We start from the raw sequence: 14,143 nt of genomic DNA, 5'->3' as shown, positions 1-14,143 counted from the left end.
AATACAGTTTATATTTTAAGTATAAAATCTTTTTTAAATTTAGTCTTTCTATTAAATGCAATTTTAAATATTCTTGATAAAAAACTTTATAAATGAGAAAATTAATACTTTGTCTTTTTATATTATTTTCACTGATGGCAACATCACAAGTGCACACTACTTATCTGTGGCATATGCATCAGCCAACATATTGGGGAGAAAAAAGCAAGTCAAATCCCAATGCTTATCAGAAAGTAAAAGAATCACAAGATTTGAAACTTTCCGGGCAAAATAATTATTCGGATGGATTGGCTCACCCGCTTAATAATCTGGAAGAAATTTTTAGCCTTGCAGATCGTGTAAACGCATATCAATACCAACCCAAAAATGCAGTGCAAAGTATTTTGAGCAATCCGAAAGCGGGAGCACAAATGACGTATGGAGGTTCATTGATAGAGAATATTAATTCTTTAGCTGCTAATAATCAATGGGGATATATTCCTTCTTGGAAAAATCAGATTAATACAGCGCACTCATGGCTTACTTCCGGAGGAAAACCGAGATTGGACGTAATGGGCTTTACTATGCATCATACATTATCTCCTTTGTGTTCTGATGAAGTTTTAAAAAAAGAAATACAAGCACACCGTTTTTATCAAACTCAGGAATTCGGATATTATTCTCCGGGATATTGGCCTGCTGAAGATGCTTTTTCTGAAAATATTATTAAAACTCTTAAAGAAGAAGGCTTTGAATGGACTGTAATTGCAAATTCTCACCTTGCAAGGACTTTAGCTGATTATCCTCTTGTTTTTGGAACTAATGGTTGTAATATAGATCCTCCAAACAAAGCAGATAAAGTAGCAACCGTTGGAAATAATTGGCATAGCGGTCAGATTGATGGAAGAGGTGGTCAGTTTGCTGCGCCTTATTGTTTTACTCCGCATAAAGCAAAATATGTAGATCCGGAAAATGGCACTGAATATAAAATTACAGTAATACCAATGGCCGATCTTGATAGCTATAAAGATGGATTTTCACAACAAGGAACAAGTAATATAGATACCAATATAGCTCCTTACGCAGGAACAAGACCTCCGTTAGTTTTATTAGCACATGATGGTGATAATGCTTGGGGAGGAGGTTCGAGCTATTATGGAGAAGCTGTTCCCGGTTTTACTAATCAGGCTGCATCTCAAGGATATGTTCCGACTACGATACAGCAATATTTATCAGATTTCCCGGTTCCGGATTCGGATGTTGTAAAAGTAGAAGATGGTTCTTGGTTCAATGCTGCAAACGATTGGGGTTCTCCTCAGTTTATTAATTGGCTTTGGCCGCTTTACAAAACGACGGATAAATCCAAATTTGATCCAAACGGATGGACAGAAGATGTGAGAAATATGGCAGTACTGTATGCAGGAGATAATTTTTGTAAAATGGCAGAACAACTCAATGGTGGCGTGAATATATCCGATGTTGTTTCTCCCAATAGTTCATCTCCTGATGCTGCAAAAGCATGGCATTTTTTGCTTCCGGGATATGATAGCGGAAATGCATACTACGGTTTAGCTTTGGATCTCGAAATAAAAGCTACTTTGGCAGCAAACAGAGCAATAGAATTTGCACAAAGAACAATTAATCAAAACCCAAATACTGATGCTACGAAACCTTCGGTAATGATTCCCCAAAGATATCCTTACAATCCGGGAGAAATTGGTTTTGGACCTAATTATGGATATCAACAAATTCTGAATTCTGCCGATTTTGCGGTTTGGACATTGGCTTTTGATGTAAGCGGTATTCAGAATGCGGTACTGAAATATAGGGTGGATAAAGATGGTGTGAATTCTTCAAATAACAATGATAATGAAACTTATGTAGGAGGAAATGATGTTGAAAACTGGATCAGTATTCCAATGTTAGAAAGAATAATGCCGAAAGATAACATTACAAATAATCCGGAAGTAAGTTTTTTTATGCTTCCTGATTATATTGCGAATTTATACTATGGTTATATCAATGGTGTTTCCGAGAAATTATTGGATTATTATGTGGAAATAACAGATACGAAAGGGAATATTACCAAGACAAAAATTCAGCATGTTTGGGTGGGTAAAAATCTGGACGTAGCTCCTAAAATTACGATTACACCGGAAAATAATTATTCTTCTACATCTGTCAATGCCACAATTACAGCAACAGATTCTACTGATCAGAATCCTGTTTTGTATTATACTCTGGATGGAAGTACTCCTACCGAAAGTTCTGCTTCTGCCATAAAAACAATTACATTAAATCTTACACAGACGACTACGATAAAAGTATTTGCCAAAGATGCTGATGGAAATAAATCGGATGTTTATACTAAAACATATTATATCGGGAATATTCCAAGTTTTACCGTTTATTTTAAACCTCCATCGTCATGGAATACGACAATTCCTAAAATCCATTATTGGAATGCAACACCTTCTGGAGTATTGGCTAATACTTCTTGGCCGGGAGTTGCAATGACGAAAAATTGTAACGGATGGTATTCTTATACATTTGCGGGTGTTTCTTCGGTTAATCTTATTTTTAATAACGGAAATAGCGGAGTTGGTACTAACCAAACTGCTGATTTAACTGCAAATTCAACAAGTTATTATGAATGGGGGAATGGTTGGCTTTCTACACCTCCTGTTATTGCTAATCCTTGTCTTACCGTTTCGCCGGCTGGAGGAAATTTTGCAACGGGAACTACTCTAAATGTTTCATTACAGGCAACTTCTTCGGTAGATTCTAATGCCCAAATTTATTATACATTAGACGGTTCTGATCCTACTACCAATTCGGCTTCTTTTATGGGTAGTGGAACACTAAACATTAGTACGAACACTATTTTGAAAGCTTTTTCAAAAGATAATGCAGGAAATACTTCATCCATTCAAACAGAAAATTACAATTTTATTACATCCGGTATTACTGTACATTTCAAACCAAATCCAACTGCTTCTGGTTGGTCAGGAATTACACCAAAAGTGTATTATTGGAATGTGATCGGCGGTACTATTCCATCTACTTCATGGCCTGGAGTTTTGATGATCGATGAAGGAAACGGTTGGTATAAATATACTTTTCCGGGAGTTACGAAACTTAATGTAATTTTTAATAATGGTAACAGTGGAGTAGGAACCAATCAGACACAAGATATTACAAATATCACTTCTGACATTTGGTACAATTGGGAGACGCAAACATTAAGTGTAACGGATCAAAATCCATCGAAGAAAAAAAACTCTATTTATCCAAATCCTGTTGATCAGATTCTTTATTTGGATTTGGATGGTGAATTGCTTAAATATGCCATTTATGATTCTGCCGGAAATATGATTCTTCAGAAAGATATTTCTTCCAAACAAATTGATGTAAAGAAACTTCCTACAGGTATGTACTATTTAAAACTTCTGACGAAAGACAAAAAAATACTATTTGAACAATTTCTCAAAAAATAGACAACCATATCTAAAAATAAAAAGGGTATTGTTAATCAACTTAGCAATACCCTTTTGTATGTATAAATATTCAGCGTCTCGTGGAAACAGCTTACACTTTTACAGGTAAAAAATCTTTCAGATAGGGAAGTCCGCTTTGTGAACCTCTGTTTTTAGCTACTTTTAGAGAAACATCATTTCCGAATTTTACACATTTTTCAATAGTATTTTTATGACAAAGTGCTACTGCAAATCCGGATGTAAATGCATCACCCATTCCTATTTTGTAAGAGACATCGTCATGATCATTTCGAAAATATTTCATTTCTGATCCATTGAAGTAAGTAGTAGAATTGGTATCGTCTCGTACAAAGAGTTTATTAGGATATTTTTTCAGAATATCTTCTCTGGATTCTCCATTGAAGATAATTGAAAGTTCACTGCTTTTTGCAATAATAAAAGAAGCATATTCAATAATTTCGGAAGGAAGCGGTTGTGCAGGAGACGCATAGATCCCTATTTTTGTATTGTATTTTTTTGCCAATTTCACGGCATGATGTACTGTTTTGATAGGGATTTCCAGTTGCAATAAAATTAAATCTGTAGTTGCAAAAAGTTTTTCTGCATCATCTATATGAGTGGGTTGTAGATGATAATTGGCAGCAGGAACTACCACAATACTATTTTTTCCGTCAGCTGTTGTTGCATAAGCTGTTCCCGTAGAAGCAATTTCGGATTCTACCATGAATCCCACGTTTACACCTTCTTCTACCAAATTTCTCATTACTTGCTGACCAAGAGGATCCATACCAACGCAACTGATAAAGTGCACACTTGCTCCAAGTCTGGCTGTACCTACGGCTTGGTTAGCACCCTTTCCTCCGAAAAAATTTTCAATTTTTTCAGCAATTAGAGTTTCGTTTGGCTGTGGAATATGGCTTGTATTAAGTACCAGATCTACAGAAGAACTTCCGATTACCAGAATTTTTGGTGGTTCAGAGTTGAATATCATTTATCATCAATTTGTAACAAATGTAATTAAAAAATCGTAGAAAAAAAGTTAAGATATGCTAATTTCTATAAATTCTGTTACAATTTTTACAGGAATTTTTTCATTGCTAAATCCAATATAACTTGCATAAAAACCTTCACCATAACCTGTTTCAAAAGCGAATAGATTTTCAGGTTTTTCTTCATCAGGTTTTAAGAAGGCAAACTGATCGATAGCTCCATTTTCATCGAAGAAGTGTTCATGAAAAAATTCTTCATAGATTCCCATAAAATCTGCTCCTTTTCTTCGGAAAAGTTTTTGCTCTAATTCATTGAGGCTATTCTGAGCTTCCAAATCCATAAAACATCCCATTCCGCTTTCTACAGGATATCCGAAAACTTCCCCTTCTTTTAAGTCGTTACTATTTTGTCCTTTTGTAGTTGCCAGTTTCCAGTCTGTAATTTCTGACTGGTTAAAAACAATTTCTGCATACGCTACACAATTACTTTCTCTTTCTTTGTGCAGTAAAACCGAAAAATCTCCTTTTGGAAAATCTGTTGAGAAGGGTTTCATATCGTTTGTAATCAGGGGATCACAGGCAACAAGTTTTCCGCTGGAAAGATATATTTTTCCAACTTCAAAACTCTCCAATAATGGACTTTCTACGAAATTTTTTGAGAATAGTTTTTTTATGTTTTCTATATGTTTCATTTGGCTCTACAATTCATTATTACTGTCAGGCTGAGTTAGTCATTGTCAGGCTGAGTATTTCGACTTCGCTCAATATAAACTTAGTCGAAGCCTCTTTTTGCTTTATCTTTTTTAAAATTTTTTGAATGACTTTCATTTTTACAAATAGATAATTCCTTTAACTTATCCCAATTGTTATTGATGATGGCTTCCTTTTTCTTTCTGCTCCAGCCTTTTACTTGCTTTTCAAATACAATAGCTTGTTCAACATCGATAAATTCAGTATAAAAAACCAATTCAATCGGTCTTCTGTTATGGGTGTAGCTTTCAGGATAATAACCCGATTGATGCTTTACAAGTCTTCCCTCTAAATCACTAGTAATTCCTGTATAATATGAATTATCTGAGCATTTTAATATGTAAACAAAATATTGCTTCATAATAAGCAAGGCTTCGATTTCAGGATGAATTTACTATTATTTTCTTTAGGAATTTAAAACATTTTATTCTAATTATTAGGCTTCGACTCCGCTCAGCCTGACACTTGTAATAATAATGTAACAAAATGCTGAAAGAAACTAAAACACTTAAAAAAGTAACTTTAATATTAAATGCTAGTTTTATTTTGCGTTGTCAGGCTGAGCGGAGTCGAAGCCTTATTTAAAATTTTACAAACTTTTCAGCTTCTCTTCCAAAATTGCAATTTTATTTTGAGCGTCTTTTTGTTTCTTACGTTCCACTTCTACAACTTCAGGTTTTGCGTTGGCAACAAACTTTTCGTTGGACAATTTTTTATCAACGGAAATTAAGAAACCTTTCAAATACGCTAATTCTTCTTCTGTCTTCTTTTTTTCTTCTCCTAAATCCAGATTTTCACTTAAAGGAATGGAAACTTCCGTTGCTCCAACTAAAAATGTAAAGCTCGGCTTATCTGTTTTTGTTCCAAAGTGAATTTCTGAAACATTCGCTAATTTTTTAATAACCGATTCATTCGCAAATTCTGAAGCGTTTGTATAAATTTCGACAGCTTCTCTTGGAGAAATTCCTTTTGTCTGACGGTAGTTTCTAACTCCGGAAATAATTTCTGATGCCGTTTCAAAGTTTTTAACAACAGTTTCATCAAAAGATTCCGCCTTTTTCTGTTGAGCGATAATTAATGCATCTTCAATACTTCTTTCTGAAATGGACTGCCATAATTCTTCCGTCAAGAATGGCATAAACGGATGAAGCAATTTCATTAGTTCTTCAAAAAATTCAACCGTTTTATGATAAACTTCTTTAGAAATTCCTTCACCATAATTTGGTTTTATTGCTTCCAGATACCAACCACAGAAATCGTCCCAAATTAATTTTTGAATCAAATGAAGAGCATCAGAAATTCTGAATTTCTCAAACTGATCGTTGATCTCGGTGATTGTTTTATTTAATTTATTTTCGAACCATTCAATAGTTTCTGTTTCAGTTGTATTTGCAGGCTTATCCTCATGATTCCACATGTTGATTAAACGGAAGGCACTCCAAATTTTTGTCATAAAATTTCTTCCCTGCAACATCAAATCTTCATCAAAAAGTAAATCGTTTCCTGCTGCAGAACTCAATAAAATTCCTACACGAACTCCATCTGCTCCATATTTTTCTATTAATTCTAACGGATCGGGAGAATTGCCTAATTGCTTAGACATCTTTCTTCTCTGTTTGTCTCTTACAATTCCTGTAAAATATACATTTTTGAACGGAACTTCTTTTCTGTATTCTAATCCTGCCATGATCATTCTTGCTACCCAGAAGAAAATAATATCCGGACCAGTTACCAAATCTGAAGTTGGGTAATAATAATTGATATCTTTATTTTCAGGATCAAGCAATCCGTCAAAAACAGACATTGGCCACAACCAAGATGAGAACCATGTATCAAGGGCATCTTCGTCTTGTTTTAAGTTCTCCGTTGTCAGTTGATCGTTGTCGGTTTTTTGCTTTGCAAGTTCTAATGCTTCTTCTATATTTTCTGCAACTACGAAATCATTTTCTCCGTCACCAAAATAATATGCAGGAATTTGTTGTCCCCACCAAAGCTGGCGGGAAATATTCCAGTCGCGGATGTTTTCCATCCAGTGTTTGTAAGTATTTTTAAACTTTTCAGGATAAAATTTAATTTCATCATCCATTACAACATCCAATGCAGGCTTTGCAATTTCAGACATTTTCAAAAACCACTGAACAGAAATTTTAGGTTCAATTACTGCACCTGTTCTTTCGGAAGTTCCTACTTTATTCATGTAATCTTCTGCTTTCAGCAAAAGATCTTTTTCTTCCAGTTCTTTTGCAATTTGCTTTCTTACCTCAAATCTGTTTTTTCCGGCGTAATGTAAACCATAATCGTTCAAATTTCCGTCATCATCCAAAGCATCAATCATCTGAAGATTGTGTTTTTGTCCGATCTCGTAGTCATTAACATCATGAGCAGGAGTAATTTTTAAAGCTCCCGTTCCGAATTCAATATCTACATATTCATCTTCGATGATAGGAACTACTCTGTTTACAATCGGTACAATTACGTTTTTCCCTTTCAAATGAGCATATCTCTCATCATTCGGATTGATACAAACCGCGGTATCTCCGAAAATAGTTTCGGGACGCGTTGTAGCCACCGAAAGAAATTCTTCCGAACCTTCAATCTTGTATTTTAAGAAATATAATTTTCCGTTTTGTTCTTTGAAGATTACTTCCTCGTCAGAAATATTGGTTTTTGCTTCAGGATCCCAGTTTACCATTCTGTACCCACGATAAATTAATCCTTTATTATATAAATCAACAAAAGATTTGATCACCTGCTGAGAAAGTTTGGGTTCCATCGTAAAGCGGGTTCTGTCCCAATCGCAGGAACAGCCTAATTTTTTCAACTGTTCAAGGATTGTTCCTCCATATTTGTGAGTCCATTCCCAAGCATGTTTTAAAAATTCTTCTCTGGTAATATCCGATTTATTAATTCCTTCAGATTTCAGTTTAGCAACAACCTTCGCTTCTGTAGCAATAGAAGCATGATCTGTTCCCGGAATCCAACAAGCATTATAGCCCTGCATTCTTGCACGACGCACCAAAACATCCTGAATGGTATTGTTCAGCATATGTCCCATGTGTAAAATCCCCGTAACGTTTGGCGGAGGTATTACTACTGTATAAGGCGGTTTATCATTCGGTTCTGAATGGAAGTATTTGTTTTCCAACCAGTAATTGTACCATTTTTGTTCGGTCTCTTTTGGATTATATTTTTCTGAAATCTGCATAAAACTCTATCTTTGGCTTACAATTTGCAAAAATAGTTCAAACAAAAAAAATTTTAAGTATTAATTAAAAATATTTTACCTTTGCTTATTAATTATTTTTTAAAAACAAAAATTTAAATAAAATGAAAAAATTATTCGCTGGAATAGCATTAATGGGAATGGCAGCATTTGCTTCTGCACAAACTATCACATTTGATAAAACAACTTGGGACTACGGAACTGTAAAAAATGGAGCAGAAGGACATAGAGTGTTTACTGTAACCAACACTGGAGATAAGCCTTTAATTATTTCTAAAGTTCAGCCTTCTTGTGGATGTACTACTCCTGAGTGGAGCCAAGATCCTATTATGCCGGGAAAATCTGCACAAATAAAAGTAGGATACAATACTAAAATTAATGGATCTTTCCAGAAATTAATTGAAGTATATTCTAATGATCCTCAAAATAGTAGATCTGTAATCTATATCAAAGGAACTGTAGAAGATAATTCTAGTCTTGAAACAAAATCTGCTGAAGTGAAGTCTGCAGATGCAAGTTCTACAAAAGCTGCACCTGCTGCTAAAAAACAAGTAGCTGAAAAAAAAGCAGTAAAGAAAACTAAAAAAGCGAAAGCTGCATAATTAAAACTATTTTTTTTAAAATAATCCGTTTCAAATAATATTGAAACGGTTTTTTTATTTATATTCACTAAAATATTTTTTGAATGGATACCAACTTTAGTGATGATTTTCTTGTAGACGAAACCTTTTCTATAAAAAAATCGGAACACTCCTATAAAGGACGACTTACCAAGGAAGAAGGCGAGGAAATGCTTATCAAAGAAAAAGATAAACTTCGGGAATTACAAGAAAAACTCTATGCCGATGGAAGTAAATCTTTGCTTATCATTCTTCAGGCAATGGATGCAGCAGGAAAAGATTCTCTGATAGAACATGTTTTTGGTGGAGTAAATCCGCAAGGTTGTGAAGTAACGTCTTTCAAAGCGCCAAGTTCCAAAGAATATTCTCACGATTTTCTTTGGAGACATTATATTGCACTTCCCGAGAAAGGAAAGATCGGAATTTTCAACAGAAGCCATTACGAAAGCGTTTTGGTATGCAAGGTACATCCTGAATATAATCTGAGCGAAAAAGTATGGAATAATACAAAGGATTTTAATGAAAAATTTTGGGAAAACCGCTATGAAAGTATTCGAAATTTTGAAAAGCACCTTTCCCAAAACGGAACTACTGTTATTAAGATTTTTCTGAATGTTTCCAAAGATGAGCAAAAGAAACGGTTTTTGGACAGAATAGATGAGCAGGAAAAAAACTGGAAATTTTCTTTAGGAGATCTACCGGAAAGAGCATTATTTGATGAATATATGAAAGCGTATGAAAAAGCAATCCGTGAAACGTCAAAAGATTATGCTCCTTGGTATGTGCTTCCTGCAGATGATAAATGGTTTGCAAGAGTTGCCGCAATTCAGATTATAATTGATACTTTGGAAAAAATGAATTTAAAGTATCCTGAACTTTCCGAAAAAGATAAGCAAAGTTTGCAGGAAGCTAAAAAACAATTAGAAAACGAATGATTTTCAATATTTTAAATTTAAAATTTTTGAGTACCAATTTTCAACGGTTTTTCTCCATGTGAATTGTCCGGTTGTTTTTTTGTTATCTTCAGGTAATAAAAATGGAATAATTTCTTTAGGAATCCGCCAGAAAACTTCAGGTGGATTTTGCTTGAATATGTTGATGTACAACTTTAATGTTTCCAAATACCAATCTTGGTGTTTATTATAATCATTAATTCCGCCAACATTGGGGAAATGGTGTAATTCTCTTTCCAAAATTTTTGGGCAAAATTCTTTCCAATATTCGGTTGTATAAAGTAAATGCAAATGCCACACTTTATCTACCACTATGGAAGGAGATGCCCCATTTTTGGAAACACAGCATAAATAAACAAATTTTTTATATTCTTCAATCGCAACTAGACAGAACCTTCTTGTCCAGCCTTCCATTTGTCCTAATTTTCTGGAAAACGGAATGATTACTTCTGCCTGATCTATCTGATAGGCTGAAATTCTGTCCCATAAAGGATTTTTTTGATATTCTAGTTGTGTACTATCTAATAAAATGGAGGTAAATTCTGGTTTCATAGTATATGGAATTTTAATTTTTAATCAATCATTATATCTGCATTTTTCAGATAAAAAGCATTCATTTTTTTCTCATAAGCTTCATTTTCTTTTTCATTGGAATTGAGGAAAATGATTTTTAATTTAACATTGATGCAATCTTCATTTTCTCTCTTCTTTTTTTGTTTGGACTTTTTATTTTTCATAATTAAAAGAAGGTATTAAGATCAACATCCACATCCACAAGATGGGGGAGATTGATAAGTATAGATATTTTTTTTATAGTATTTATCCATTATTTTTTTTAAATCATCTGTACTCATTTTCTGTTCCTTAATATTGATTTCGCATAATCTTAACTGAAAATCTTTTTCGTGATGTGAATCCACAGTTACCGAAAGAACAGAATCAACAATCTGAATTTCGGAAATTTCATCCCAAATTAATTGTTGTTTTTTGATGTGATTAAGTATGCCTTTTTCCGAAATAGCCAGTAATTTTTTCTGAGACTGAATTTGTTCTATAAAGGCACTAATAAGCATTAATGTAAACAGAATCGCCAATAAAATGTATACAATCGAAGGAACACCACGACTAAATAGAATTGGAATTAATACAATAAAAAAGATAAATGTGAAACAACCTGTATTTCCATAATTTGATTTTTTATATAGAGTAATTCCTGTTTTCATTGTTTTTTTACAAAATTTTGATTAACAACCGCATCCACAAGATGGAGGTGTATCATAGGTATAAATATTTTTCTTGTAATACTGTTTCAGCAATTTTTCAAAATCTTCTCGTGATGTCTGTTTTTTGAGATCGGTGGTATTTAAGTGTAATTTGAATTCGTTTTTTGGATTAGAATCTACAGCGACAGAAAGTACGGAATCAATAATTTGAATTTCCGAAATGCTGTTCCAGCTTGTCTTTTTGTTTTCAGTATGATAATGGATGCCTTCTTCTGAGATGCTTAAAATTGGGAAAATTTCTATAGGTTTTCTTTGCTTGTTGACGAGATACAGAAAACGTTTTACAATTTTATAGTATAAAAACATATATCCTATCCTTATAGCTTCATAGAGGATTTTCCCAAAAAAGCCATCTATATATATATCTTTAAATAAATAATTTATGAATTCTCTAATTCCCCAAAGTAATGCATATATAAAGACTACATAAAAAATAATGGCAAAATATCCGGGTTTTTCTTCGGGAAGTGATTGTAAAGTAATTTTTGTTTTCATTTTTTTATTGTTTTTTAACATCCGCAAGATGGAGGTGATTCATAAATAGATATTTCTTTATTGGAGTATTTTTTAAGAAAAAAAAGAACTTCACTGAATTTTTTAGAGCCAAATTCCACTTCAAAATCACGATTCGGATCTTCAAAAGCTTCTACCGAAATTTTCTTTTTATCTATAATTTCTATTTTTGATATTTCGCTCCATATTAAAAATTCCCGTTTTTTTCTTTTGGGGTAAAAAGTGTGAAAAAGAGATTTACCATCTAATCTATTTTCGTTTTCGTCAATACCGCTTATTCCGATTGAATTAATTTCTAAGGCAATTCGTTTTTTGAAAAAATAGCCTTTCCATTCATAAACCTGAATGAATATGTAGTATAAAAGATAACAAAATATACATAGACTAATGATGGTAAGTAATGCCCAAAGTGCAAAAAATATCAAAGATGCAGCCGATAATTCTGCAAGAGGAGCTATAAATATTAAATAAATGAAAAGTGGACAAAATATATCGGTGAGTGGTATTTTCTGTTTTATAATGAGTTCCGTATTCATTTGGGTTTCTTTGAAGCAAAGATGATGGATTGAGAAAATATAAAAATCTTATTTTAGTATCTTTAAGATTTAAAAAAGTCTTATTTTCGTATTATTAATTTGAAATGATTAATCTTTACAAAACATATAAATTTTGTAATTTGAGACTTGAAAAAAACTCTATAAAAAATCAGTAATGAAAAAGTTTTTAGCATTAAACTTATTTATTATCATATCGTTATGCTCTTTTGCTAATGCCCAAGTTCCAAGATTTGTAAAATATCCGGTTTCGGATTCGGGGGCATTTTTATATATTCCGGATGAACCGAAATGGGAAAAAACACTATCAGAAGATAAAAGTAATGTGTATACTGCTGAAGTAAATTTCAATAATGTGACTTATGGAGCTGTAGTTGTAAAACTTGCCGAACCCATAGAAAATACTGAAATTGTTTTGGAAAATTATCTACTTTATCTTAATGAGAATTTTTTGGGATTGACCAAAACTACAGATATTGGAAAAGGGCATACCTTGGAAAAATATCCTGATGTAAAAGGTTTGTTAGAATATGGTGAAAATGCAGAAGGAGAAGATTACACCATAAAATGTTGGGGAAATAAAACTATTTTGGCCGTTTTGTATATAAAATCCAAAGAAGAAGTGAATTACAATTTTCAGGAAATGTATTTCAACGGATTTCGTTTTCCATAAAAACCACGAGAAAATCTGTAAGCCGGATTCTGTTTTCGCAAAAGCGAATGCCTGTTATTTATCTACGTTTTACATTGCTGTAAAACTTTAGCTGATTACCCCTCGGTTTTCAGGACGAGCAGCCCCTATTTTCATTGCTGAAAAGCACCGATATACTTATCATTGCACCACAAAGAGTTTACCTGATTTCACTACAGCCGAACTGTACTTGCTTTCTGTTGCACTTGTCCTGCTCTCACGAACGACGGATGTTATCCGCTTTGCTGCTCTTTGATGTCCGGACTTTCCTATTTTCAAAATTTTGAAAATCAACAAGCCGATTTTCTCGTGGGTGTAAAGATAGGGAATTGTTGATAAGTGTTTCGGATATATCAATGAAAGTTTTTAAAAACAGATATAAAGCTGAAAAATAAAACTATCCCCTTTATTTTTTTCTAGGTCTTCCTAATATTTGTAATGATTCTTCATAATATTTTTCAATAGGTTGAAGCTCCATTTTCTTTCTTCTTTTGTCCACGTTTTTTGGATCAGTCAAATTTTTAGGTAGTATTATTTTATTATTGCTATCAAATAAATTTCCATTTCCATCAAATGAAAGCTGCGTTCCGTAAAGCTGTTTTTTCCCTGTATTAAGCTGTACTCTGTCATATAAGTAAGCGTAATCTCTTTTAGAAATCTTACCTTTTTTTGAATATTTTTCTAAAATTGGTAACATGGAAGCCTGAAATTTTGGATCACTATCTGCATGCTGAATAAGAATAAAATAATTCTCAGAACTTTGTTTTCCAACCATCTCTATTGTTGGATAATTATACGTTGAATAAATCTTTTTAACTAATGAGATATTTTTTTCAAATGTTTGCTTTTTTATCCTGTCCAATTTTTGAATACTATCAATAGATACATTATTTTTTTGTGCATCAGCTACTTTCCATTGTACTTGCTGATCAATTTCATATAAACTGTCTATAGTTTTTTTTAATTGGAAATTTTTCTGTCCATAAGCTATAATTGCAAATAGGCAAAATAGAAATAGGAATGTTTTTTTCATTTTTTTTCTTTAATAATACAAAAATAACATCTATTTAATTTTTAAAATTGGTAAAAAT

The 14,143-nt window shown here is 32.9% G+C and carries 14 protein-coding genes and 1 other RNA gene; 4 read left to right on the top strand and 11 right to left on the bottom strand.

Annotated elements, in window-relative coordinates; genetic code table 11:
- Nucleotides 1-92: 92 nt before the first annotated feature.
- On the top strand, nucleotides 93-3,476 hold the full coding sequence (locus AC2A1C_RS09200) for a starch-binding protein (RefSeq protein ID WP_484025413.1): 3,384 nt from the start codon (nucleotides 93-95) through the stop codon (nucleotides 3,474-3,476).
- A gap of 91 nt (nucleotides 3,477-3,567) precedes the next feature.
- Here the strand turns inward: AC2A1C_RS09200 and AC2A1C_RS09195 are convergent, their stop codons facing one another.
- From AC2A1C_RS09195 to AC2A1C_RS09180, 4 genes are all read right to left on the bottom strand, one after another.
- Nucleotides 3,568-4,467, bottom strand: a complete 900-nt coding sequence (locus tag AC2A1C_RS09195; RefSeq protein ID WP_484025412.1) for a ribokinase — start codon at nucleotides 4,465-4,467, stop codon at nucleotides 3,568-3,570.
- Between the two features lie 48 nt (nucleotides 4,468-4,515).
- On the bottom strand, nucleotides 4,516-5,157 hold the full coding sequence (locus tag AC2A1C_RS09190) for a DUF4241 domain-containing protein (RefSeq protein WP_484025411.1): 642 nt from the start codon (nucleotides 5,155-5,157) through the stop codon (nucleotides 4,516-4,518).
- A gap of 80 nt (nucleotides 5,158-5,237) precedes the next feature.
- A complete protein-coding gene (locus tag AC2A1C_RS09185; protein ID WP_484025410.1) occupies nucleotides 5,238-5,576 on the bottom strand; it encodes a GIY-YIG nuclease family protein in 339 nt (112 codons plus the stop codon).
- Between the two features lie 228 nt (nucleotides 5,577-5,804).
- Complete coding sequence (locus tag AC2A1C_RS09180) at nucleotides 5,805-8,420, bottom strand: valine--tRNA ligase (RefSeq protein ID WP_484025409.1); 2,616 nt, start codon at nucleotides 8,418-8,420, stop codon at nucleotides 5,805-5,807.
- A gap of 122 nt (nucleotides 8,421-8,542) precedes the next feature.
- Here AC2A1C_RS09180 and AC2A1C_RS09175 point away from each other — a divergent pair, with 122 nt between their 5' ends.
- The gene (locus AC2A1C_RS09175; RefSeq protein ID WP_484025408.1) at nucleotides 8,543-9,040 is read left to right on the top strand and encodes a DUF1573 domain-containing protein; all 498 of its coding nucleotides are present in this window, start codon (nucleotides 8,543-8,545) and stop codon (nucleotides 9,038-9,040) included.
- 83 nt (nucleotides 9,041-9,123) lie between these two features.
- A complete protein-coding gene (locus AC2A1C_RS09170) occupies nucleotides 9,124-9,993 on the top strand; it encodes a polyphosphate kinase 2 family protein (RefSeq protein WP_484025407.1) in 870 nt (289 codons plus the stop codon).
- A 3-nt stretch (nucleotides 9,994-9,996) separates the two neighbouring features.
- On the opposite strand, the gene AC2A1C_RS09165 is transcribed toward AC2A1C_RS09170, so the two are convergent.
- From AC2A1C_RS09165 to AC2A1C_RS09145, 5 genes are read right to left on the bottom strand one after another with little or no spacing between them, the layout of a single operon-like run.
- Entirely contained in the window at nucleotides 9,997-10,563 is a 567-nt protein-coding gene (locus AC2A1C_RS09165) for a glycine-rich domain-containing protein (RefSeq protein ID WP_484025406.1), read from the bottom strand.
- A 20-nt stretch (nucleotides 10,564-10,583) separates the two neighbouring features.
- Nucleotides 10,584-10,748 (bottom strand): hypothetical protein, encoded by a 165-nt coding sequence (locus AC2A1C_RS09160; RefSeq protein WP_484025405.1) that lies wholly within the window; start codon nucleotides 10,746-10,748, stop codon nucleotides 10,584-10,586.
- Between the two features lie 21 nt (nucleotides 10,749-10,769).
- The gene (locus AC2A1C_RS09155; protein ID WP_484025404.1) at nucleotides 10,770-11,234 is read right to left on the bottom strand and encodes a hypothetical protein; all 465 of its coding nucleotides are present in this window, start codon (nucleotides 11,232-11,234) and stop codon (nucleotides 10,770-10,772) included.
- 21 nt (nucleotides 11,235-11,255) lie between these two features.
- Complete coding sequence (locus AC2A1C_RS09150) at nucleotides 11,256-11,789, bottom strand: hypothetical protein (RefSeq protein ID WP_484025403.1); 534 nt, start codon at nucleotides 11,787-11,789, stop codon at nucleotides 11,256-11,258.
- Between the two features lie 14 nt (nucleotides 11,790-11,803).
- Nucleotides 11,804-12,343 carry a hypothetical protein gene (locus tag AC2A1C_RS09145; protein ID WP_484025402.1) on the bottom strand — a complete coding sequence of 180 codons (540 nt, stop codon included), beginning with the start codon at nucleotides 12,341-12,343 and terminating at the stop codon, nucleotides 11,804-11,806.
- 175 nt (nucleotides 12,344-12,518) lie between these two features.
- On the opposite strand from AC2A1C_RS09145, the gene AC2A1C_RS09140 reads away from it, so the two are divergent.
- Nucleotides 12,519-13,034 (top strand): hypothetical protein, encoded by a 516-nt coding sequence (locus AC2A1C_RS09140; RefSeq protein ID WP_484025401.1) that lies wholly within the window; start codon nucleotides 12,519-12,521, stop codon nucleotides 13,032-13,034.
- Between the two features lie 2 nt (nucleotides 13,035-13,036).
- Here the strand turns inward: AC2A1C_RS09140 and rnpB are convergent.
- An RNA gene (gene rnpB / locus AC2A1C_RS09135) (RNase P RNA component class A) lies at nucleotides 13,037-13,362 on the bottom strand.
- Nucleotides 13,363-13,458: 96 nt separating this feature from the next.
- Nucleotides 13,459-14,085, bottom strand: coding sequence for a DUF6624 domain-containing protein (locus tag AC2A1C_RS09130; protein WP_484025400.1), 627 nt, complete (start codon nucleotides 14,083-14,085; stop codon nucleotides 13,459-13,461).
- Nucleotides 14,086-14,143: the final 58 nt, after the last annotated feature.

This window comes from Chryseobacterium sp. HNCC26DJ241 (assembly GCF_057180505.1).
This window is presented reverse-complemented; position numbering and strand designations above follow the sequence as displayed.

Excerpts from the sequence above, each read along its gene's own strand:
- AC2A1C_RS09200 (WP_484025413.1), top strand. The coding sequence starts at position 93 with ATGAGAAAATTAATACTTTGTCTTTTTATATTATTTTCACTGATGGCA.
- AC2A1C_RS09195 (WP_484025412.1), bottom strand. The coding sequence starts at position 4,467 with ATGATATTCAACTCTGAACCACCAAAAATTCTGGTAATCGGAAGTTCT.
- AC2A1C_RS09190 (WP_484025411.1), bottom strand. The coding sequence starts at position 5,157 with ATGAAACATATAGAAAACATAAAAAAACTATTCTCAAAAAATTTCGTA.
- AC2A1C_RS09185 (WP_484025410.1), bottom strand. The coding sequence starts at position 5,576 with ATGAAGCAATATTTTGTTTACATATTAAAATGCTCAGATAATTCATAT.
- AC2A1C_RS09180 (WP_484025409.1), bottom strand. The coding sequence starts at position 8,420 with ATGCAGATTTCAGAAAAATATAATCCAAAAGAGACCGAACAAAAATGG.
- AC2A1C_RS09175 (WP_484025408.1), top strand. The coding sequence starts at position 8,543 with ATGAAAAAATTATTCGCTGGAATAGCATTAATGGGAATGGCAGCATTT.
- AC2A1C_RS09170 (WP_484025407.1), top strand. The coding sequence starts at position 9,124 with ATGGATACCAACTTTAGTGATGATTTTCTTGTAGACGAAACCTTTTCT.
- AC2A1C_RS09165 (WP_484025406.1), bottom strand. The coding sequence starts at position 10,563 with ATGAAACCAGAATTTACCTCCATTTTATTAGATAGTACACAACTAGAA.
- AC2A1C_RS09160 (WP_484025405.1), bottom strand. The coding sequence starts at position 10,748 with ATGAAAAATAAAAAGTCCAAACAAAAAAAGAAGAGAGAAAATGAAGAT.
- AC2A1C_RS09155 (WP_484025404.1), bottom strand. The coding sequence starts at position 11,234 with ATGAAAACAGGAATTACTCTATATAAAAAATCAAATTATGGAAATACA.
- AC2A1C_RS09150 (WP_484025403.1), bottom strand. The coding sequence starts at position 11,789 with ATGAAAACAAAAATTACTTTACAATCACTTCCCGAAGAAAAACCCGGA.
- AC2A1C_RS09145 (WP_484025402.1), bottom strand. The coding sequence starts at position 12,343 with ATGAATACGGAACTCATTATAAAACAGAAAATACCACTCACCGATATA.
- AC2A1C_RS09140 (WP_484025401.1), top strand. The coding sequence starts at position 12,519 with ATGAAAAAGTTTTTAGCATTAAACTTATTTATTATCATATCGTTATGC.
- AC2A1C_RS09130 (WP_484025400.1), bottom strand. The coding sequence starts at position 14,085 with ATGAAAAAAACATTCCTATTTCTATTTTGCCTATTTGCAATTATAGCT.